General features: G+C 67.8%; 16 protein-coding genes. 4 read left to right on the top strand and 12 right to left on the bottom strand.

Going from position 1 to position 21311, the window contains the following annotated elements; all coding sequences use genetic code 11:
* Positions 1-5: 5 nt before the first annotated feature.
* Positions 6-1445 (top strand): FAD-dependent oxidoreductase, encoded by a 1440-nt coding sequence (locus BKK79_RS01470; protein ID WP_071036911.1) that lies wholly within the window; start codon positions 6-8, stop codon positions 1443-1445.
* 60 nt (positions 1446-1505) lie between these two features.
* On the opposite strand, the gene BKK79_RS01465 is transcribed toward BKK79_RS01470, so the two are convergent.
* From BKK79_RS01465 to BKK79_RS01455, 3 genes are all read right to left on the bottom strand, one after another.
* Complete coding sequence (locus tag BKK79_RS01465) at positions 1506-2357, bottom strand: transporter substrate-binding domain-containing protein (RefSeq protein ID WP_071036910.1); 852 nt, start codon at positions 2355-2357, stop codon at positions 1506-1508.
* Between the two features lie 118 nt (positions 2358-2475).
* A complete protein-coding gene (locus BKK79_RS01460; protein WP_071012838.1) occupies positions 2476-3501 on the bottom strand; it encodes a succinylglutamate desuccinylase/aspartoacylase family protein in 1026 nt (341 codons plus the stop codon).
* Between the two features lie 3 nt (positions 3502-3504).
* The gene (locus tag BKK79_RS01455; protein WP_071036909.1) at positions 3505-5724 is read right to left on the bottom strand and encodes a rhodanese-like domain-containing protein; all 2220 of its coding nucleotides are present in this window, start codon (positions 5722-5724) and stop codon (positions 3505-3507) included.
* A 262-nt stretch (positions 5725-5986) separates the two neighbouring features.
* Here BKK79_RS01455 and BKK79_RS01450 point away from each other — a divergent pair, with 262 nt between their 5' ends.
* Positions 5987-7135, top strand: a complete 1149-nt coding sequence (locus BKK79_RS01450) for an iron-containing alcohol dehydrogenase (protein WP_071036908.1) — start codon at positions 5987-5989, stop codon at positions 7133-7135.
* Positions 7136-7233: 98 nt separating this feature from the next.
* On the opposite strand, the gene BKK79_RS40110 is transcribed toward BKK79_RS01450, so the two are convergent.
* The 3 genes from BKK79_RS40110 to BKK79_RS01440 all read right to left on the bottom strand — a co-directional run bounded on the left by BKK79_RS40110 (position 7234) and on the right by BKK79_RS01440 (position 9323).
* Positions 7234-7485, bottom strand: a complete 252-nt coding sequence (locus BKK79_RS40110; protein WP_071069454.1) for a hypothetical protein — start codon at positions 7483-7485, stop codon at positions 7234-7236.
* A 1011-nt stretch (positions 7486-8496) separates the two neighbouring features.
* A complete protein-coding gene (locus tag BKK79_RS01445) occupies positions 8497-8724 on the bottom strand; it encodes a hypothetical protein (RefSeq protein ID WP_071036907.1) in 228 nt (75 codons plus the stop codon).
* A 314-nt stretch (positions 8725-9038) separates the two neighbouring features.
* The gene (locus BKK79_RS01440) at positions 9039-9323 is read right to left on the bottom strand and encodes a hypothetical protein (RefSeq protein WP_071012846.1); all 285 of its coding nucleotides are present in this window, start codon (positions 9321-9323) and stop codon (positions 9039-9041) included.
* Positions 9324-9685: 362 nt separating this feature from the next.
* Between BKK79_RS01440 and BKK79_RS01435 the strand changes: the two genes are divergently transcribed.
* Positions 9686-10198 (top strand): O-acetyl-ADP-ribose deacetylase, encoded by a 513-nt coding sequence (locus tag BKK79_RS01435; protein WP_071012847.1) that lies wholly within the window; start codon positions 9686-9688, stop codon positions 10196-10198.
* A gap of 74 nt (positions 10199-10272) precedes the next feature.
* Here the strand turns inward: BKK79_RS01435 and BKK79_RS01430 are convergent, their stop codons facing one another.
* A complete protein-coding gene (locus tag BKK79_RS01430) occupies positions 10273-11004 on the bottom strand; it encodes an aspartate/glutamate racemase family protein (protein WP_071036906.1) in 732 nt (243 codons plus the stop codon).
* Positions 11005-11303: 299 nt separating this feature from the next.
* Positions 11304-16799 (bottom strand): autotransporter domain-containing protein, encoded by a 5496-nt coding sequence (locus BKK79_RS42040; RefSeq protein ID WP_084084388.1) that lies wholly within the window; start codon positions 16797-16799, stop codon positions 11304-11306.
* Between the two features lie 347 nt (positions 16800-17146).
* Between BKK79_RS42040 and BKK79_RS40105 the strand changes: the two genes are divergently transcribed.
* Positions 17147-17380, top strand: a complete 234-nt coding sequence (locus tag BKK79_RS40105; RefSeq protein WP_157128342.1) for a hypothetical protein — start codon at positions 17147-17149, stop codon at positions 17378-17380.
* A 158-nt stretch (positions 17381-17538) separates the two neighbouring features.
* Here the strand turns inward: BKK79_RS40105 and BKK79_RS01415 are convergent, their stop codons facing one another.
* From BKK79_RS01415 to BKK79_RS01400, 4 genes are all read right to left on the bottom strand, one after another.
* On the bottom strand, positions 17539-18459 hold the full coding sequence (locus BKK79_RS01415; RefSeq protein ID WP_071038382.1) for an alpha/beta fold hydrolase: 921 nt from the start codon (positions 18457-18459) through the stop codon (positions 17539-17541).
* 41 nt (positions 18460-18500) lie between these two features.
* Positions 18501-19403 carry an SDR family oxidoreductase gene (locus BKK79_RS01410; RefSeq protein ID WP_071012853.1) on the bottom strand — a complete coding sequence of 301 codons (903 nt, stop codon included), beginning with the start codon at positions 19401-19403 and terminating at the stop codon, positions 18501-18503.
* Between the two features lie 64 nt (positions 19404-19467).
* Positions 19468-20430, bottom strand: a complete 963-nt coding sequence (locus BKK79_RS01405; protein WP_232346250.1) for a glutathione S-transferase family protein — start codon at positions 20428-20430, stop codon at positions 19468-19470.
* Between the two features lie 68 nt (positions 20431-20498).
* Positions 20499-21311, bottom strand: coding sequence for an SDR family oxidoreductase (locus BKK79_RS01400; RefSeq protein WP_071036903.1), 813 nt, complete (start codon positions 21309-21311; stop codon positions 20499-20501).

The raw sequence follows: 21311 nt of genomic DNA, 5'->3' as shown, positions 1-21311 counted from the left end.
GCGGCATGAGCGACCCTGCCAACAACGATCCCGACCAGGCCGCGCGCGAAGCCCTGCGCCTGCTCGGTCCCGCGCCGGAGAACTGGGTGCCGCAGCGCGCCGGCTTCGACCACAACGTGCTCGTCGTCGGCGGCGGCCAGGGCGGCAGCGCCTTTGCGTTCGCCTTGCGTCGTGCCGGCATCGGCGGCGTCGCGGTGATCGACGCCGCGCCGGATGCCTCGCAGGCGGGCGTCTGGCTGACGCGCGCGCGCATGCATCAGCTGCGCACCGTAAAGAACCTGGTAGGCCCCGAGCTCGGCCACACCGCGCTCGGCTTCCAGAGCTGGTACGAAGCCCGCCACGGCCAGGCGGCCTATGCCGGCCTGGACCGCATTGCCCGCACCGACTGGGCCGGCTACCTGGCCTGGTTCCGCCGCTTCCTCGGCATCGAGGTGCGCTATGGCACTCGCCTGCTCGGCATCGCGCCGGTCGAGGGCGGCGAGGTGCCCGGGCTTGCGCTGCAGATCGAGGCCGGCGGCGTCGTGCGCACCGAAACCACGCGCAAGCTGATCCTGGCCAACGGCGTGGCCGGCAACGGCGCACCGCTGGTGCCGGCCTGGCTGCGGCCGGCGGTGGCGGCGGGGCTGGCGGCCAACACCGCCGACCCCATCGATTTCTCCGCGCTGGCCGGCAAGACCGTGGCCGTGATCGGCGCGGCGGCCTCCGCCTTCGACGCTGCCGCGGTAGCGCTGGAAGCCGGCGCGCAAGCGGTGCACCTGTTCGCCCGCCGCGACCACCTCGCCGCCCGTGCCGTGGCCAAGCCGCGCGGCTATGCCGGCTTCTACGACCACTTCCCGGCGTTGCCGGACGCGCATCGCTGGCACCATGCCTGGCGCTACCGCCGCGCCGGCTCCACCCCGCCCGCCGACGCGGTCAAGCGCGTGGTGGCCCATGCCGGCTTCCACCTGCATCTCGGCGCGCCCTGGGAGACCGCCCGCATCGAGGACAGGCGCGTGCTGGCGGACGTCAACGGCCGTACCTTCGGTTTCGACTTCGTCATCGCCGGCACCGGCTACAGCAGCGATCCGGCCCAGCGGCCCGAACTGGCGGCCATCGCGCCGCTGATCGCACGCTGGCGCGACCGCTATACGCCGCCGGCCGCGGAGCATGACGACGCGCTGGGCGCCTCGCCCTACCTGGGCAGCGGCCTGGAGTACTGCGAGAAGACGCCCGGCTCGGCGCCGTGGCTGAGCGCCATCCATGTGTTCAACCCGGCCGGCTATGCCAGCGTGGGCGCCCCCCTGGGCGACATCCCCAGCATGCGGCGCGACATCCCCGCCATCGTGCACCGCATCGGCCGGGACCTGTTCCTGGCCGACCTGGACCTGCACGAAGCGCGGGCGCGGGTCGAGGTGGCGCCGGACTTCGGTCCCGAGCTGTACGCCAACGCCGTCTGGCGCGCGTAGGGGTCGACAGGCACGGCCAGGCAAGCTCCCTCGCACCGCGGCCCACGCGGTGCGAGGCGCTTACTTGCCGCCGTACTGCCGGTGCAGCTGCGCCAGCAACGGCGAGCGCGGCACCAGTTCGAGCCGCGCCTCCAGGCCGAGCAGCCAGCCGGAACCGTGCAGGCGCTGCAGGATACGGTCCACGCTGGCCACGGTGTCCTTCTCGCCCTTGCGCACCCAGGCCACCTGGGGCGCCGGATCGACCTCGTCGGACAGCACGGCGTAGTCGCGCCATTCCGGGTCGTGCGCCACCAGCTGGTTCAGGGTCAGGCTTTCATGCACCGCCGCCACGCAGGACGCGCCGCCGCGCAATGCCAGCAGCGATTCGGACATGCCCTTGAAACCCTTGACCTCCCCCCCGTAGACCGACGCCACCGGCTTGGCATAGCTGCTGCCCTGCGACAGGCAGACCGCCTTGCCGCGCAGGTCTTCCCAGCGGCGTATGCCGCTGCGCTTGAGGAAGATCGCGGTGCCGCCGTTGCGGTAGTACGGAGTCGGCACGTAGTCCAGCAGCGCGGCCCGCTCCGGGGTCAGCAGCATGCTCGCCACCAGCAGGTCGACCTTGCCTTGCTGCAGGAACTGCACGCGGTTGGTCGGCAGCACCGGCACCAGGTCGGCCTGCACCCCGAGTTCACTGGCCAGCTTGCGCGCCAGCTCCGGATTGAAGCCGACCGGCTGGCCGGTGGCCGGATCGATCGAGCCGAAGGCGCTGTTACCGTTGACGATGACGCCGATGCTGATGCGCCCGCGCGCGTGGATCCGCTCCAGCGTGGCATCGGCCTGCGCCGACGGTGCGGCGGCCAGCCAGGCCAGGGGAAGCACGGCATGCAAGGCTCGCGCGGCGAGGCCGCGTGGCCCGGGAAGTCTGCTCATGGGAAAGTCCGTCGGAAGGGATGGGATACCGCGCCGGCAAGGGCCCCAGGTCCTGCCGGCACGGCGTGCGCAACGCGTTGGCCGTTGGTGACAGGGGCGTTGGTTACAAGGGCGCTGGCTACAGGTCGTCGGCAAGCTGGTACAGGCAGTCTCCGCGCTCGGTCAGCGCCGGCACGCGGCGGCACACCACGATGCCCCCGGCGGCGAAGCGCACCAGCGCGGGCTCGCGCTCCGGAAGGTCCGGCGCATGCAGGCGGGCGGCTGGCTGCCCGGCCTCGACGCGTTCGCCCAGGCGGACCAGCGGCTCGAAGATGCCGTCGTCGCGGGCGTAGACGTAGTGCTGTGCCCGGTCCACGCGCAGCAGCCGCGTCTCGCCCGGCGGCGCCGCCGGCACCAGCGCGCCCTGCAGCACGCCGAGGTGGCCCAGCAGGTGCAGCAGGCCATGCCAGGCCGTGGCCAGGACTCCGGCGTCCACGCTGCCGGCTCCGCCCAGTTCCGTGAGCAAGCCGAGCACCCCGTGGCGGCGCGCGGCGGCCAGCAGGCCGACCGGATTGGGACTGTCGTTGACAAAGCCGAGCGGCAGGCCGAAGGCCCGGATCGCCTCCAGCACGCGCTGCTGGCGCGCCGGATCGGGATCGCGCTGCGCGAACAGGGTGGCGCCGTGATACTGCAGCGAGCTGCCGCCCGAGTGCAGGTCGATCACCACTTGCACGCGCGGCAGCAGCGCCCGCTCGATGTAGTCGGCGATCACCTGCGTGGGCGTGCCGCGCGGGTCGCCCGGAAAGCTGCGGTTCAGGTTGCCGCCATCCAGCGGCGAGGTGCGCAGGCCGGCCCGGGCGGCCGGATAGTTGGCCATCGGCAGCAGGATCAGGCGGCCGCGTACGGCGGCCGGCGCCAGTTCGCGGATCAGGCGTGCGACCAGGATCTGCCCTTCGTACTCGTCGCCGTGGTTGCCGGCCATCACCAGCACAGCCGGTCCGTCGCCGTCGCCGATGGTGGCGACCGGGATCGGCAGCCAGCCATAGGCGGAACGGTGCGACGAGTGCGGCAGGCGCAGGTAGCCCACCTGCTTGCCGCTCGCGCGGTCGAAGTCGATCTCGCTCTGCACCGGCGAGGCGATCGCCGCCTTGTGTTCCACCGCCATCGCTCAGTCAGCCAGCAGGCGGATGCCGATATCCCCCTCCCGCTCGAGTTGGGCGACCAGGCCCACCTCCCAGTCCAGGTAGGTCTGGAAGCCGGCATCGCGCAAGGCCACGTCGGCATGCAGGTAAGGGCTGTACCAGTGGTCATCGTCGCCGGTCAGCACGCCCTTGCCCCCGTTTTCGACGGGCAGGCCGGCGGCCACCCAGGCATTGGTGCCGCCCGCCAGCGCACGCACGTCGCGGCCGCTGCGCGCCGCCAGCTCGGCGGCGACGACACGCGCCAGCACGCCATCCGATGAGGTCAGCAACACCGCCTGCCCGGCCGGCAGGTCGGCCGTCAGGGCCTCCAGCCGGTCCGGCACGGCGAACCAGGCGCCGGCCACGTGGCGTTTTTCGTAGGCCGCGCGGCGTTCGACGTCGTAGAGGCGCGCGGCGCCGGACTTGAGCAGGCCCTCGGCCTGGCGCGGCGAGACCAGCGCGGCCGCTGCGCGCGACCGCAGCACGCGCAGCGGTTCGGGGCCGGTGACCACCTCGGCGTAGTCCGGCGGCGAGTAGACATAGACCTCATGCGCGCCGAGCTGGGCCAGCCAGGCGCCGGTGGTCAGCGCGCGCACGCCGTCCCAGTCGGCCAGCACGATGCGCGCGCGGCGGGTGGCGGCATACTCGTCGGTGGCCTGCACCAGCTGGCCGCCCGGCGCCCAGCGCCAGCCCGGCAGGTGGCCGGCTTCGTATTCGGCGCGCGAGCGCACGTCGAAGCGGTACAGGGTGCGCGCCGCGGCCTCGGCCTCGAGGCGCGCCAGCCCGGCGGCGTCGAGGCGCCGTACGCCGGCGCGCGCGGCAACTCGCTCGGCACGCTCGCGCGCCGCGCCGAGCGCCGTCTCGCCCGGCTCCGGCAAGGGCGTATGGCGGCCGTGCGCCAGCTTGCGGCCGGCCAGCAGCCAGGCCATGGTGCCGTCCTTGAGCGAGACCACCCGGTTCGGCACGCCGGCGTCGATCAGCGTCTGGGCGCCGACGATGCTGCGGGTGCGGCCGGCGCAATTGACCACCACCAGGGTCTCCGGCCGCGGTGCCAGCTCGCCGATGCGGTAGACCAGCTCCGCGCCCGGCAGGCTGTGCGCGAACGGCAGGCTGAAATCGGCGAATTCCTCGGTGGTGCGGCTGTCGACCACCACGATGTCCTCGCCGCCTTCGACGAGCCGGTGCAGTTCCTCGGTATCGATCCAGGGCGTGCCGCGCTCGTGCTCGATCACTTCGCCGAAGGCCTTGCTGGGCACGTTGCTGCCGCTGAAGATCTCATAGCCGGCCTCGGCCCAGCCGGCGCTGCCGCCTGCCAGCACGGAGACGTTGCCCCAGCCCAGGCGCACCAGCTTGGCCGCCGCTTCATGCGCCAGCCGGTCGTGCTCCGCGCCGCCGTCGGTCAGCACGATGCGGGCATCGCGCCGCGGCACCAGGCGATCGATCAGCAGCTCCAGCCGCCACAACGGCGCGGAGGCCGCCAGCAGCAGGTGGCCGCGGATAAAGACACCGGTCTCGCGCACGTCCAGCAGCGCGATCTCCTCACCATCGGCCAGCGCCGCCTTCAGCGCGGCGGGCGCGATCACCGCATGGGCGATGCGCTTGGGCGGGCCGAAATGCCGGTAGCTGCCGCCCTCGGCGCTCTCGAACACCACGCGCCGCGCCAGCCGGTCCAGCGCCAGGCCGTAGAAATGCAGATGCAGGCCGGCCTCGCCGCCGATCAGCTCGATGGTGTGCACATCGTCGCCCAGCAGGGTGACCGACGTGCCCGGCACGACCTCGCTGCGGCCGGTCTCGACCAGCTTGTCGCGCGCGGGGTCCTCGGTGCGCTCGCGACGGTAGAAGACATTGCGTTCGTTGCCGGCGATGCCGGCGATGATGGCCCAGGTGGTGTGGTCGTGCGGCGGCTGCGCCTTGCCCGGCTGTCCGGCCGAGACGTAGAGCGCGTAGCGTCCATCGACGTCCTCGGCCAGCCGGTAGACCTGGGCCGGATTGTCGGCGGACACGGGGAAATGCTCGGCCGGAAACAGCTCGCGCTGCAGGCCGAGGCGCTCCAGCGCCTGCGCCACCGGCTGCAGGCTGGTGCGGTCGGCCGGCGCGGCCTCGAGCAGGCGCTTGGCTTCGGCAAGGAAGGCGGCCACGGCCGCATGGCGCCGGCTGGCCACATCATGGCCGGCCGACAGGGCGAGAGGAGGAATGGGAGCGTTCATGCGACGACTCTAGCAGCGGCCCCGCCAGCGACCAACGAAGGGATTCGAGTAACCTCATGCGCACGCTACGGCAAGGCGACGACTGGTGCTATGCTGCCGGAGACCTTCCGTGACAGCCCGCCGCACCGCCCGCGCCGCCCCTCGCGCGGCATGGCCCAGGGCGGGCGGCGGCGGCAGGAACGACAAGAACGGCATAGCAACGCCCGCGATACGAGCCCGCCCCGGCATGCGGGCCGACCCCACAGACAAGGAGACGGCGCACATGGCATACATCTACTACCTGACCCATATCCACCTGGACTTCGGCACGGTCAGCCTGCTCAAGTCCGAATGCGAACGGATCGGCATCACCCGGCCGCTGCTGGTCACCGACCGGGGCGTGGTCGCGGCGGGTGTGGCCGCACAGGCCCTCGACGCGCTGGCCGGGCTGCCGGTGGCGGTCTTCGACGAGACCCCGTCCAATCCGACCGAGGCCATGGTGCGCAAGGCCACCGAGCAGTACAAGGCGGCCGGCTGCGATGGCCTGGTGGCGGTCGGCGGTGGTTCGTCGATCGACCTGGCCAAAGGCATCGCCATCCTGGCCACCCACCCCGGCGAACTGACCACCTACGCGACCATCGAGGGCGGCAGCGCCAAGATCACCGAACGCGCCGCGCCCCTGATCGCGGTGCCGACCACGGCCGGGACCGGCAGCGAGGTGGCGCGCGGCGCCATCATCATCCTCGACGACGGCCGCAAGCTCGGCTTCCATTCCTGGCATCTGCTGCCCAGGTCCGCCATCTGCGACCCGGGCCTGACGCTGGGCCTGCCGGCCGGCCTGACCGCCGCCACCGGCATGGACGCCATCGCGCACTGCATCGAAACCTTCCTTGCGCCGGCCTTCAACCCGCCCGCCGACGGCATCGCGCTGGACGGCCTGGAGCGCGGCTGGGCCCATATCGAGCGCGCCACGCGCGACGGTGCCGACCGCGAGGCGCGCCGCAATATGATGAGCGCCTCGATGCAGGGCGCAATGGCGTTCCAGAAGGGCCTGGGCTGCGTGCACTCCCTGTCGCATCCGCTCGGCGGCCTGAAGATCGACGGCCGCACCGGCCTGCATCACGGCACCCTCAACGCGGTGGTGATGCCGGCGGTACTGCGCTTCAACGCGGACGCGCCGAGCGTGGTGCGCGAGCAGCGCTTCGCGCGCCTGCGCCGTGCCATGCACCTCCCCGCCGATGCCGACGTGGCGCAGGCCGTGCATGATATGACGGCCCGCCTGGGCCTGCCCACCGGCCTGGCGCAGATGGGCGTGACGGCGGCGATGTTCGACCAGGTGATCGCCGGTGCGCTGGCTGACCACTGCCACAAGACCAATCCGAAAACGGCCAGCGCCGACGACTACCGGCATATGCTCGAGGCATCGATGTAGTACATCGATGCAGTGCGCCGCCGCCGCGGTGCGACCGCCGGCGGCCGAGCGACCCATCCAGAGACAGGGAGACCGCGTGATGCCCGACTCGCGCGGCCTCACGGTCCATCCGGCGGGCGGTATCCTGGCATACGTTCAACCAGCACCTTCGCCACCAGAGCCCGATGCTCCCGCTCTGCGGCCACGGCCCCGCATAAGACATGGAGGAACTGGAGCGCCAGGGTCGTGTCGTGACCATCTGCGCGCAATTCGCGCACAAGACCGATCTGGCGGCGAATGCGTTGCCGTCCCTCGGTGATATGCCGGGTGCTCATTTCGAAATCCCGAAGCTCCGCGTTGACATCGAGCATCTGACTTCTCCCGACTGAACCCTGGGAATCAGGCTCTTGCATACTCCAAGCCCGCTCTTGATGCGGCTCGCCGCGCCCCGCGCTTCGGGCGCGCGCTTTGCTTTGATGCGCGTGATGCGCGATCAGCAGATTGCCAATTCAAGAGAAATCTCGCCGGAGCAGCAAAAGCTCCAAGTATCTGCGGTGCATATAACGAAGTACGAGCAGCGCTAACTCCACGTCTCCATCATGAAGCTTTGCTTCTCTTACGCGCCCAATCTGGTCGCGGACCCGGGTGCGCGACGCGGCGATGTTGCTGTCGAGTCTCTCCAGCCGTCTAGCCTTGGCCCATATGAGCGGCAATTGCATTCGAGGCTTCCCAGAACGATCCCCCAACTTGATTGTAGGGCAGCGCACGTAACATCGCTTGGCCGATACCGCCGCCTTTCGGACGACGTTGTCGGGAAACAGCACAGCGGTACGCCGCGGTTGCATCGGTTCGTGCCTGGCCAAGCCCCCGCCCTCTTCGGTGCGGAGGCCTGACAACGCCCTGGAGCCCTCCACGCATGCACTCGTCAGGCGGCTGCGCTCAGCACCTATACTGTTCATGTATTGGACAAATCAATACGGGAGGGAACAAGCACCTGGTGCAGAAGGAGGTGAAGGATGCCCTATGTGCGGCCCCCGCGGATGCAACAGCCGCAGTCGATGCCCGAAGCAAAAGTCCCACTACCTGGAAAGAGTATTGCTGAAACCGCTGCGCAGACTGCCTTGTTGGTCAAGAAGAGTCGTGACCTTCTTGATGGTGTACGTTCCAGAGTGAAGGAAGAAGCAATCTCCCGTCGTGCTGTCAGCGACCAACTGCGTACGGCCAACGTGGAAGGCAGTCCTCCCCTCCGTGCGCCATGCATCGAATCGCCCCCCCAGGGCGCCCCGCCGCCCGGCGACACGCCCCAGAACATGAGCAACCGTCTCCAGGCCGACGCGCCAGTGGCAACTGCAACGGCCGCATCATGAGATGTCGACTGGCTCTCAGGCCTGGGCTGGCGACAGCAATACGCGCAATACGCTGGTTATCCTCCGCTCCGGCGCCGCAGGTTCACCTGCTAGCCTGCTCCGCATCCCTTTCGGCGCCCCCTCGAGCATTCGATCCGCACTCGGCGTCGCCACCTGCTTCACCTGCTTGGTCAGGACCCGGTTCGTCACCCTGATCGGCGACTCCGGATTCTCCTCGTTCCAGTCCTGCAGCCAGGCGGCCACGAACGTCCGCCTGTCCCCCACCGCGACAGGTAGGGGCTGGTCATCGTGAAGGGCCGGGTCAGGTCGAGCACCACCGAGGCCACGGCGGCGCGAGGGGGCGTGAGATGCCAGTCCTAGGAGTCCAGCTGCGCCAGCACAATCGGGTCGTCGTCACCCTTCCCGCCCACGTTCACGAGAACATTCCGCTTGCCGCACGAAGGGCACATGAAATGGCAACCCTGCTCATCGATCGACGGATTGGCAAGCTCAAACGACATTTCGAATCCACACTGTTTGCAGGTCCACATGGCCGTTGCTCGCTCGCTGGACCTGCCCTACAAGCCGATCAGGTTTTCGCCCTCGACCAGCCCATCGACGATGTCGCGACCCGACTGAATTGCAGCTCTCTTTGCCACACCCAGGCTTTCCCATTGTTCGGCGCGGACTTTGAAAATCCTCGCCACGGCCGTCACCGGATCGAGTCCTTCCCGGCATATCACGACAGACGCGTTGTAGGAGCGATCCGGCCGACGCTCATGCCACTCGCGCGGAGGGTCGTATCGGTAGACCAGCGGGTACAGGTCGAAACCCTTGTACGTCGAACTCGGGAACGTGTCCACGATTGGCTCCGGTTGGCATTGATAGCCCACTGTACGCCCTTCCAGTCCCGAACATCGAACTTATTTGCACACCGGGCAAGGACTGGATCGATACCGCTCAAAGGATCGTTGGAGATACACGCTTGAGCGACCCATCGGCGCCGGATGACCCACGACATCGCCAGCAAGATCCGGGCGCGTCAGGCGCAGGTACGAGAAGCCGTGCGCCGAGGGCCGCCGCGATCGCGGCGCAGCACACCAAAACGAGAGAGGGTGAAACAGTGACGCCCTTGACGCTCAAGCGCTCAAGTTAGACACTAGGCGTCAAGTTGGACAGACCATCGCATCGTCATAGACCGGAAACCCAATACAGGAGCCGACTCATGGGAATGCAAGTGGTTCACGGTGACATCACCCGCATGGAAGTCGACGCCATCGTCAACGCCGCCAACAGCGGACTGCTGGGCGGCGGCGGCGTGGACGGCGCCATCCATGGCGCGGGTGGCCCGGCCATCATGGAAGCCTGCCGCGCGATACGCGACAGCCAGGGCGGATGCCCGACCGGCGACGCGGTGATCACCACCGGCGGTCTGCTGCCGGCGCCCTACGTCATCCACGCGGTCGGACCGGTCTGGCGCGGCGGTGGCGACAACGAGGAGGAACTGCTGGCCAGCGCCTACCGCAACAGCATCCGCAGGGCAGCGGAAAAGGGCTTGCGCACCATCGCTTTCCCCAATATCAGCACAGGCATCTACGGCTTCCCGCGCGAGCGCGCGGTGGACATCGCCATTGCCGCGGTGCGCGACAGCCTGCCGCAGGCACCCTCGATCGAGCAGGTCACTTTTGTCTGCTTCGACGACGAGAACTACCAGTTGTACCGCGCGCGGCTGCTCTAGCTCTAGCTCTAGCTCTAGCTCTAGCTCTGGCTCTGGCTCTGGCTCTGGCTCTGGCTCTAGCTCTAGCTCTGGCTCTAGCTCTGGCTTGCCGCAGGGCCTGCGCCGCGCGGTCCCAGCGGCGCGGCGGCTTCCACCGCGGCCAAGGCGTGCAGGCGCGTGGTGTCGAACACCGGCAGCGCCACGTCGCCCGCACCGATCAACAGCGTGATCTCGGTGCAGCCCAGGATCACGCCTTGCGCGCCCTCCGCGGCCAGTTCGTCGACGATGCGCCGGAAGGCATCGCGCGACGCCGCGCGCACGGTGCCGTGGCACAGTTCTTCGTAGATGATCTCGTGCACGCGGCGGCGGCCGGCCTCGCCGGGAACCAGCACTTCGATACCGTGCCGCCCGGCCATGCGCGCCCGGTAGAAATCCTGTTCCATGGTGAAGCGGGTGCCCAGCAGGCCAACGCGGCCGATGCCGGCCGCGCGCAAGGCCTGCGCGGTCGGATCGACGATATGCAGCAGCGGAATCGACACCGCTTCCTCGATGGCCGGCGCCACGCGATGCATGGTATTGGTACACAACAGCAGGAAGTCGGCGCCGCCGGCCTGCACCTGCCGTGCCGCCTGCCGCATGCGCGCGACCAGTTCGTCCCAGCGCTGCGCGTGCTGCAGCGCATGGATCTCCTCGAAGCAGACCGTCACCATCACGCTGCGCGCATTGGCATGGCCGCCCAGCCGTGCCTTCATGCCCTGGTTGACCAGGCAGTAGTACTCCGCCGAGGATTCCCAGCTCATCCCGCCGATCAGGCCGATGGTCTTCATGCTCGCGCTCCCTTGCCATGCGGCCCCCGCGGCCGTCCGGGCCGCGCCACGCCGGCGCGACCCGGGCCGAACTCTAACGGCGAGCGCCCACCGCCCGCCAGGGACAATCGGCCCGCTTGCCGCCGGGCCAGCCGCGGCGCGCGGACCGTGGCAGTGCGGCGCGCTTCCTGTCCGCGGTCAATCTGCACGGACGCGGCTGAAGCAAGTCATGGTGGAGAAGAGCCTGGGCAAAGCGCGTCGATCGGCCACGAGGCGGCTCCGACCGGCCTGTCTCCTGGACCACCTGACGCACACTCCACTCAATGGAAGCCCCAGCGCAGGTTCAACCTGCCGCGATGCTCTCGGTTGTTGCCGGCATGCTGCCCGGCATATCCCAGGCTCAGCGTGGCATTGCGGGAAATCGCCACTTCCCCGCCAACTTCGATCAACGCCGCATTGCGCGCGATCGGCGTTCCAGTCACCGTGAAGGTTTCGCTGCCCCGGAACGCCAGTGTGCTTTCCGGGGTCACGCTGCCCAGGGCATGGCGCCAGCCCAGGCTTGCCGTGACACTGCCCTTGGCAGCCCCTAGTTCAAACGGTGTGCGTCCACGAACACCGAGCGTGGTGCTCGTCTGGTTGTCACGCTTGCGCTGGCCGTCCAGTGCGGCCGACCCGCCCGATTCGGAAAACCCGCGTGTACGGGTGTCGCTCCAGGCGATGCCGGCGAAGGGCTCAACCGTCGCGTCACGCACAGGAAGGGCGTAGCCGATTTCAGCGAAGAGCTGGCCGGTGCCCGCACCGTAATCGGCCGTAAGCGTCTGATCCAGGCCGGCGCCCGCCACCTTGCGCTCGGTATCGATGCCATGCCAGGTGTAGCCTCCGCCCATCATCAGGTTGAGCTTGCCTGAGCCGGCTTCAAAGGCCTTGCCGCCATACAGCAGTGCGCCATAGCTCTTGACACTGGCCTTGGACGCGCGGGCATCGGTGTGGATGCTGCTATCCGTAAAGCCCAATGTGCCGCCGACACGCCAGCCGTCGCCCACGGCACCATCGGCACCCACGGAAATTCCGTACAGGGATTGCTTGATGCCCGCGGTGTCGCTGGTGCCATCGATGATCTGCCGGCCGCCGCTCACTTCCGCCCAGAATGGCTGTGCTTCCGGCACAGGCAGCGCGCCGCCCGGATCTGGCGCATCGACCGTGCCGGCGTCGGCGATCGTGGTGTCAGCTTCAGGAGACGCGCGGAAATGGCTGCGCATGGAGTTGAGCGACGCCTTATGCATCGAGAATAGCCGGGCCCCCGAGGCAGTGGCGCCGGCCTGAGGGGAAGCGCTGAGGTTGTTGCGCAGATGGTTGAGCGACAGGGTGCGCATCGAGCCGGCGCCGCTGTGCAAGACAGCGCCGAGGCTGGCATGCGCCTCGCCGGAGAGGCTGTTGAACACCCCAGGCGGCGCTCCATTCGGCATGGTCAGCAGTTGCTGATAGAGCTCGCTGTTGGTGGGCAGGCTATCGAGGGCGCGTGCCACGGCACGCTGGTTCGGGGATTGCGCGAGCGAGGCAAAGCGTCCGCTTTGCCCGAATCTCAGCAGCACGGCAGTCGGGGTATAGGTCAGATTGGGTTCCAGGATGGCGAAGTCGGACTTCACCTGATCGAACTTGCCGTTGACGCCTCCGTCCGCGGTCAGGATCGTATAGTCGTGATTGGCCTTGAAATCCGTGCCGGTGTGCAGTGCCGTGCCGCCTTGCAGATCGGCTTTGCCGCTGGCGCTGATCCTGGTGCTCTGGTAGCAGTTCGAAGCCAGCTCGAGCGTCGACCCGGGCAGCATCGTCAGGTCTCCGGCAATCTTCAGGCTGCCGGGGTTGGCTGCCTGGCTCCCAGGAGAGGGAACGTAGTATCCGGGAGAGAGAATGCCGTGCGCGTCGACGACAGTCGAGCCCACCGTTCCATACCCTGCCAGCTTCGCGCCTTCCGCGACATGCACGGGTCCGGAAACGCGCGCCTGTGCCCAGGACCCATCGTGTTGGCCGACTACCAGCGTACCGGCACTCACTGTTGTGGTGCCGGTGTAGGTATTGCTGCCGTCCAGTATCACCTTCCCGGCGCCAGTCTTGACCAGGCTGCCACCCGTGCCTTGGCCCTCGCCGCCATCGGCAATCACGCCACCCAGCACGCTGTCGTGGCCCAGTCCGCCGATGGTCAGCGTCTTGCTGCCGAGGAAGACGGCACCCTCGCCGCTGAGCGCGCCGATCGCCGTGCCAGCCGATGTCAAGCCGCTGATATCGACGCGTCCGCCCGCTTTGTTGGCGATCCGGGCAGTGTCCGCACTGGCTTGATCGCGCAAGAGGATGCTGCCTTGGAACTCGTTGGTCATCCTGGCTTCCCCGGCAGACGCCTGCGCGGAAAAGACCGTCGCGCCTTGCCCCTGGTTGACGATGGCAGCCGTGCCGGCGCTTGTCTGTTCGGAGAACGACGTGGTGCCGCCATGGTCGTTGTGGATCGACAACGCCTGGGCATCGGCGTTTGCCTCGAAACGCAGAAGCGAGCCGCTTCCCGTGACACGGACCGGACCGCTGCCCAGCGCGCCGGTGGCCCCTGCCGCCAGGGTGCCTGCCTGCACCGAGGTGCCACCCTGGTAGTCGTTGGCGCGCGCGATCTTCAGCGTTCCAGCGCCTGTCTTTTCCAGTACCCCGTTACCGCTGATATCGCCTTTCAGGTCGAGCACCGTGGACATCTGCGTGTCGAAGGTGCCGCGCCCCTCCAGCAGGACGGAGCGGACCGTCGCCATATCGGCGGTCGTGCGCAAGGCGCCGCCGTTGAAGTGCAGCCCGTTGTCGGAGGCCCCCAGCGCGGTGTCGGCGGACACCGCAAGCGTACCGGCGGAGAGCTTGTTGCCACCGCTGTAGGTGTTGGCGGCGGTGAGGACCAGGGTCCCGGCCCCAGTCTTGTTCAGGCCGTCCGTGCCCGCGATGACGGCGTCGATCGTGGCGGTGTGCTGCGCTCCCGCCGCAGAACCGTCTCCCACGCGGATCTCCACCGGTGCCGGGTGCTCGCCATCGGCGACAAGGTGCAGCGCATCTCCGCGGAGCGTGTAGCCGTCGGTCGCGAACTGGATTCCCCTTGCCTGCACGGTGCCCTCGGCGCTGCTGAGGGTGACCTCGCCCCGCTCACCCGAAAAGATGGCGAATCCCGGCTTCGGCTGCATGGGCCCGCTCTGTGTCCCCATGGCATCCGCCCACATCGGCGATGCATTCGACCAGATGCCGGAACCCCCACCGAGTTGCGTGGCGCTGGCGGCGCCATTGGCATTCCAGAAGTTGAGCGTGGCCCCGCTGCTGTTGACCAGGTTGATCTGCCTGGCCGAGTCCAGGTACTGCAAGGACAGCGATGAGCCTGCCGGACTGGCCCCCAGCACCAGCCCGCCATGGCGTTGCGTCAGGATGCCGTCATAGTCGAAGAGGCGATACAGCCCCACCCCCAGGCCGCCTGCATTGCTGGTATTGACGGTAGCGCCCTCGAGGGTCAGGTCCCCATGCACGCGGACGCTGCCGCTCTGGCCGGCGGATCCTGACGCACCCGGCGCGCCCAGGACGGAGGCGACGATGCTGCCCGAAGCCAGGGTCAGGTCACCGTTCACGGTCAATGTCCCGCCCTGGGCACCGCCCGGCGCCAGGATCCCTGCTGCGGCGACAGTGGTGCTGCCCACGCTGCCGTGCCCACCGAGCGTGCTGTCGCTCGCCACGGACACGGCGCTGGCCACGGAGGCGTCGACTCCTTCGGCGTCGCCCACCAGGAGGGTTCCCTGACGGACTTCGGTGGGACCGCTGTATGTATTGGCGCCGTTCAGCGTCAGGGTGCTGGCGCCTGTCTTGACGATGCCGAGCCTGCCTGCGCCGCCATCCCGGATCTGACCGCTGTAGAACGAATCACCGTGGATGCTGCCATCGACCACCAGCGCCGCATCGTCGGCACCGGTGTTCTGGATGAAACTGTCGTGCGGCTTTGCCCATGGTGCCGTTGCCGGGATAGAAGTGATCTTCCCGATGGTCGTGCTGTGACCATTGAGGTTCAGCATGCCCCCGTTTGTATATTCGGTTCCGAACTCGATAACCGCATTGGTGCTGAGAGCGTTATGGGCTTCGACCTCGATGCGGCCATCTTCTTCGCCAACGATCCGTCCGCCATCGACTGCATGGGTTGCCATGGCGTGCAGGGCACCCCACTCAATTGTCTGCTGCCCACCGGTGATCGCCCGCGGCACCAACGCATTCAGATTGCCGCGCACATAGATTCGTCCGCCACTGACGGCCTCGGCAGCCTTGGCATTCAGGGTACGAATGTAGAACCCCCCATAGATTGAATCCGCGACGTTGGCATTGATCGTTCCGCCAGACATATAAACGCTAGCGCCCCTGAGGGGCTCTCGACCGTCATGGAAATTCTGGGCTGCGTTGATATTGAAGGTCGCATTATCCCAGAAGTCCATATTCCACCGATTGGCGGTTCTGAGCACGTCCTCGCCATTCAGGTTGAGGGTACTGTTGCCCCGAAATGCGAGACCATCCCAGTAGTAGGCTACGTTGGGCTCATATCCGCCGGGCCCGATCGCTCGTGGCGCATTGATTTCCATCGTGCTGTTGTCGTAGAAATCGACGACCGAAGCGCTGAAAATCCCACCCACTGGAGGGACAAAAGCACTCTCCACCAATGAATTCTCGCTGGCGAGCACGAACTTGCTGTCGTCATAGAACCTTGGCCTTGCGCTCACCGCCTGCGCGGCATTGGCATTCAACGTGCTGTTATCGTGAAATTCGAAGGCAGGGGAGTAACCGCCTTCGCTGCCGAGCGCCTCCGCAACATTGGCGTTCATGATGCTACGGCCACGCATGTAAATGTAAGCCGCTGCACGTTCAGCGTTGAGGTTCAACGTACTCTTGTCGAAAAAACTTGAGCTCGTGATGGCGCGTGTTGCATTTGCCATGGCAACACTGTTGCCATAAAAGGTGGCATCCCACAGTCCATTCTCTGCATTTCCATTTGCCACACTTTGATCAAGAAACGCTATGCTTGCTGGCAGGTACTCCTCTCCTTCCGTTCCCGGCCGAGCGGTACTCGTGCCGAGGACCGCGTTCTGTGCATTGATATTGAAAGTGCTTTGATCCCGGAACGTCAGTTTTGGAGGCCGCGCCGAAGGCGTGTAACTCTCTTTCCCCAAGATGCCATTGGTCTCCGATACTGTCAGCGTACTCGCCCCGGAGAAGTCAAGCGTTCCGACGAACATGCCACGGTATCTTCGAACATCGAGCTTGCTGTTATCGGTAAACCGGGCACTCTCTGCATTGAATATGCCGTCCTCGAGAGAGATCGTAGTGCCGTCGAGAATCATGGCGCTGTTGTCGTGGAAGCTCTGCTCACCACCGGTGATCGCGTTGCTCACGCTCGACTGGAGCACGCTGTTGCCATGGAAGCGCTGCACCCCTCCTGTCAGGGCATGCGCGGCGTTGATGTCCAGGCGAGACTCGTCGCGGAAGGTCTGTTCACCGCCACGAATGGCATTCTTTTCATCCGCTTCGAGGCGGCTGTTTTCGAGGAAGAGCTGCTTGCCATCGGCAAACGGCCCATGAACGACCTCATTTCCGGCGTAGACCTGTGCCATTGCACGCTCGGCAGGATGCACCAGCAGGCCGCCGACGGCGATCGCGAGAGCCAGGCTCCGACACTGTGAACGCCCGTTTTTAGAGTGCCCCTTGGCGACCTCGCTGACAGCCTGCCAGATTCCGATACTCCGATTGAAAATAATCCGATAAGTGTGATTCATGGCTTCCGTGTGTTCTTGCGTTGCTTTTCCAGCCGAGCTGGCGCTGGGGCAGCACGATCTGATAGCGACCCACGGAAATTGTCGAGGCTTGACTATTGGGAAATATGTGGGAATCCCTCATTCTCCACAAGGAATAATCCCAACCTCCCTGGCAATATGCATCCAAATCCGAATAATGCGACCTGACATGAGAATTGAGGACGCAATGGAAATAGGAAAGCTCTGTGAAAGTCAGATCTTGGTGATCTTGAAGGAAGAAACGTGCGACTTGAGGGGAAACCGGTGTGCCGCAAGCCTGGGATTAGCGCTGCCACCTATTCCAGCACACCTGCTCCGGCGCGACGCGCATGCGCGAACTTGAGGCAGAGAACGCGCGGCACAAGCGGATGCATGCCGGCTCGGCGCTGGAGCGCGCTGCCATGAAGGACATGTTGTCCCGAGGAGGTGACGCCGTCCGCAAAGCGGCGGCCGCTGCGACTGAAGGCCAAGGAACGCCGCACGCCGCGTCACGACGCGACATTGCCACCGAACTCACACGCCGCGCCGAGCCTCACGCTGGCGGCAGCGGCAAAAGTCGCTGAGTTATCGAACGAACAACCGCGATCGGACGTTCGCAAGGGGCACTTCGCAGTTGAAGACTCAAGACACTAACGGCAAGCGCCCACCGCCCGCCAGGGACAATCGGCCCGCTTGCGGCCGGGCCAGCCGCGGCGCGCGGACCGTGGCAGTGCGGCGCGCCTCAGGACAGGAAGCCGCGGATCAACCGGTTGATGCGCTCCGGCTGCTCATGGATGACCCAGTGCGTGCCCTCCGGGATGCGCTCCAGCCGCATGCCGGGCACGAAGCGATCCAGGCCCTCCACCAGCGACTTGGGCAGGGCGGTATCGCGCTCGCCCCAGATCACCAGGGTCGGCACGCGCACGACGAAGTCGTCGGGATTGAGGCGCGACACATCGGGCGCCGCTTCGCCCGGCTGCGGCGGATGCATCGGCGAGGCCCGGTAGAAGTTGACGCCGCCGGTGAGCGGATGCGAACCCGCCGCGCCCGGCTGCGACCAGGCGGCGTGGTACTTGGCGCGCGTCTCGCCGGCGAACCAGGGCGCCGGCTGTGCACCCTTGCCGGTCAGCATCGCCTCCAGCATGGCGAAGTTGTCGGCGGCCAGCGCCTGCTCGGAACCCGGCTTGCGCAGCCAGTTCATATAGGCCGAGGCCGCTTGCTGGGCGGGGTCGTGCGCCAGCGCCTGCGCGAACAGGTAGGGGTGCGGCGAATTGACGATGACCAGCCGCTCGACCAGGGCGGGATGCTGCAGCGCCAGGTTCCAGCAGATGGCGCCGCCCCAGTCGTGTGCCACCACGATGGCGCGCTGGTAGCCGAGCACGCCGATCAGCTGCACCAGGTCTTCGACGATATGGCGCGGCTTGTAGGCGTCGACGTCCGCCGGCTTGCTCGACAGGTTGAAGCCGCGCAGGTCTGGCGCGACCGCATAGTGCGTCTGCCCGAACTCGGCGAGCTGCGCCTCCCACTCGTACCAGAACTCCGGGAAGCCATGCACGAAGAGCATCAGCGGCTTGCCCGGCTCGCCGGCACTGGCGTAGTGCAGGCGGGTGCCGTTGGGCAGGTCGGCGAACTGCAGGTGGCGGATCACGGCGGCAGCGGTCATGGCATCTCCCTCGGATTGGATCGGTAGGCGGGCCGGCGGCATCAGCCGCGCAAGGCCTTGCTCAGTTCCTCGCGCATGCCCGGCTTGTCGGCGAAGGGGTCGCCGGGATTGCGCTGGGCGATCAGCGCCTCGAAGCGCTGCTGCACCGGAGCCAGCGATTGCGGATGGGAATAGATGTAGAAGCGGTCCTCGCGGATGGCGTCGAAGGTCATTTCTGCGACGTGCTGGGCGGTCACCTTGCCCGAGCTCACGGCCTTGTCCGACAGCGCCTGCGACACCAGCTGCGAGCGCGTCGGCGGCGCGGCGTTGGCCAGGTCGGCGGGACGGTTGCGCTGCGACTGCGAAATGCCGGTCGGCACGAAATAGGGGCACAGCACCGAGCAGCCGACCTGCTCGGTGACCAGGCTCAGGTCCTGGTACAGCGTCTCGCTCAGCGACACCACCGCGTGCTTGGAAACGTTGTAGACGCCCATCGCCGGCGGATTGAGCAGGCCCGCCATCGACGCCGTGTTGACGATGTGTCCGCGGTAGGAAGGGTCGCGCTCGGCGGCGGCCAGCATCAGCGGCGTGAAGATGCGCACGCCGTGGATGACGCCGTACAGGTTGACCCCCAGCACCCACTCCCAGTCACGCTCGGAGTTCTCCCATACCAGCCCGCCGGCGCCGACACCGGCGTTGTTGAACAGCAGGTTGACCTCGCCGAAGGCCGCCATGGCGGCATCCGCCAGGGCCTGTACCTGCTCGGCCTTGGACACATCGGTACGCACGCCGATGACCTGCGCGCCCTGCGCCTTGCATTCCGCCACCACGGCGTCCAGCGCTTCCTGCTGCACGTCCGCCAGCACCAGCTTCATGCCGAGCGTGGTGCCAAGGCGGGCGAATTCCTTGCCGAAACCGGAGCCACCGCCGGTGATCACTGCGACCTTGCCTTCGAATTGCTTCATGTTTGCCGTCCGTTCCTGACGTGTGAATGTCGATCGTGTGAGTGTGGGATGCAGGCGCCCGCCTTCAGGCCGCGCGCTGCACGTGGAAGCCCAGGCGCGGGAAATGCACGTTGAGGGCGCCGGCGCGCGGGTCCTGGCGCCGCAGCGTCACCATGCGGTCGTCCAGGGACACCAGCGTGCCGGACACCGGATCGCGCGCATAGTCGGTCGGCGTGACGCAGACCCCGTCGCCGACCGCAAACCCGCTGTCGGCCGAGGCCTGCGCCGTCAGCGGCTGCGGCACCGCGGCCTGCGCGGCGGCCAGGGCCGTGGCGCTGTCGATGACACGCACCTCGCCATGACCGAAGGCCTGCATGCGCGCATACCAGGACTGGATGGCCGGATAGCCTTCCAGCCAGGCCGTCTGCACCGGCGCGCGCTTGAGAAACCAGAGGTTGTGATAGAGCGAGAAGTCCGCCAGCGACAGAGCCGCGCCGGCCACGTGCGGCACGCCGCCGGCCATCTGCACTTCGAGCCGGGCCAGGGTGTCGCGCAGCAGCGCGGCGGCCTCGCCCAGCGGCACGCCGAGCGCATTGCCGTCGCCGCGCATGGCCTTGCGGTCGGCGCGGAAGGCCTGGATCTGCTCGGGCGTCATGCGGCCCAGGATCTCCTGCGCGCCGCCGGTCTGGAACAGGTAGGACGCCACCGCGCCGAACAGGACCGTATCGAACCAGCTGGCGAGCAGGCGCGCGGCGCCCGCCTGGGCTGGCGGGTACAGCGGCGCCGGGGACGGCGCCAGCGCGTCGATCACGTCGCAGATCAGCGCCGTGTCGCAATAGACGTCGGCACCGATCTGCAGCACCGGCGTGCGGCGGTAGCCGCCGGTCAGCGCGATCACGTCAGGCTTGGGCAGGATGGGCGGGATCTCGACCGCCTGCCAGGCCAGGCCCTTGGCGCCCAGCAGCAGCCGGACCTTCTCGGAAAACGGGGATGTCGCGTATTGATGCAGGATCAGCTCAGCCATGTCCTCTTCTCGTTGTTTCTTCATCTGCTCGCGCCGGGCCGCGCGTGCCAACCGGCGGCACCCGCCGCCGGCGGGTGCCGCCCTCCTTGTTGCTAACGTCCTGCCTGCTTGAGCGCGCGCAGGGCCATGCGGTCGACCAGCCCCGGCGCCAGCAGCTTGAGCCAGAGCCCGAGCCGCCCTTTCGCCGTCATCACCAGCTCGCGCCGGCGCGAGGCCATGGCGGCCAGCATCTGGCGCGCGCACTCCTGCGCGCTCATGGCATCGTCCTCGCGCAGCCGGCTCTCGCCCAGCGGCCGGCCGTCGGGCCCGAAGCCCGCCACCCGCGTGGCCGTGGCCACCACGCCGGGAAAGACCACGCAGACATCCACTCCGCTGCCCCGCAATTCGCAGCGCAGCGCCTCGCAGAAACCCGCCAGCGCGAACTTGCTGGCCGAGTAGGCGGTGCGGCCCGGTACGCCGACCTTGCCGGCCAGGCTCGATACCGCCACCACCAGGCCGCGGCGCTGGCGCAGGTGGGGCAGCGCTTCGCGCGTGCACCACATGGCGCCGAAGTAGTTCACGCGCATCACGGTCTCGTAGTAGGCGAAGTCGGAGACCTGCTCGAAGTAGCCATGCGCCGAGACGCCGGCATTGTTGACCAGTACGTCGATGCCGCCGAAGTGCGCGGCGACCTCGGCCACCAGTTGCCGGCAGGCGTCCTCGCTCGACACATCGGTCCGCCAGGCCACCGCGTCGGCGGCGGGATGCTCGCGGCGGATGCGCGCCACCAGCTCGTCCAGGCGCTCCAGCCGCCGGGCCGCCAGCGCCAGCCGCGCGCCCTGCTGCGCCAGCAGCAGGGCCAGTTCCGCGCCGATGCCGTCGGAGGCGCCGGTGATCAGCACCACCTTTCCGGTGAAGGGCGCCAC

Source organism: Cupriavidus sp. USMAA2-4 (genome assembly GCF_001854305.1).
In the GTDB taxonomy this organism is placed as follows: domain Bacteria; phylum Pseudomonadota; class Gammaproteobacteria; order Burkholderiales; family Burkholderiaceae; genus Cupriavidus; species Cupriavidus malaysiensis.
This window is presented reverse-complemented; position numbering and strand designations above follow the sequence as displayed.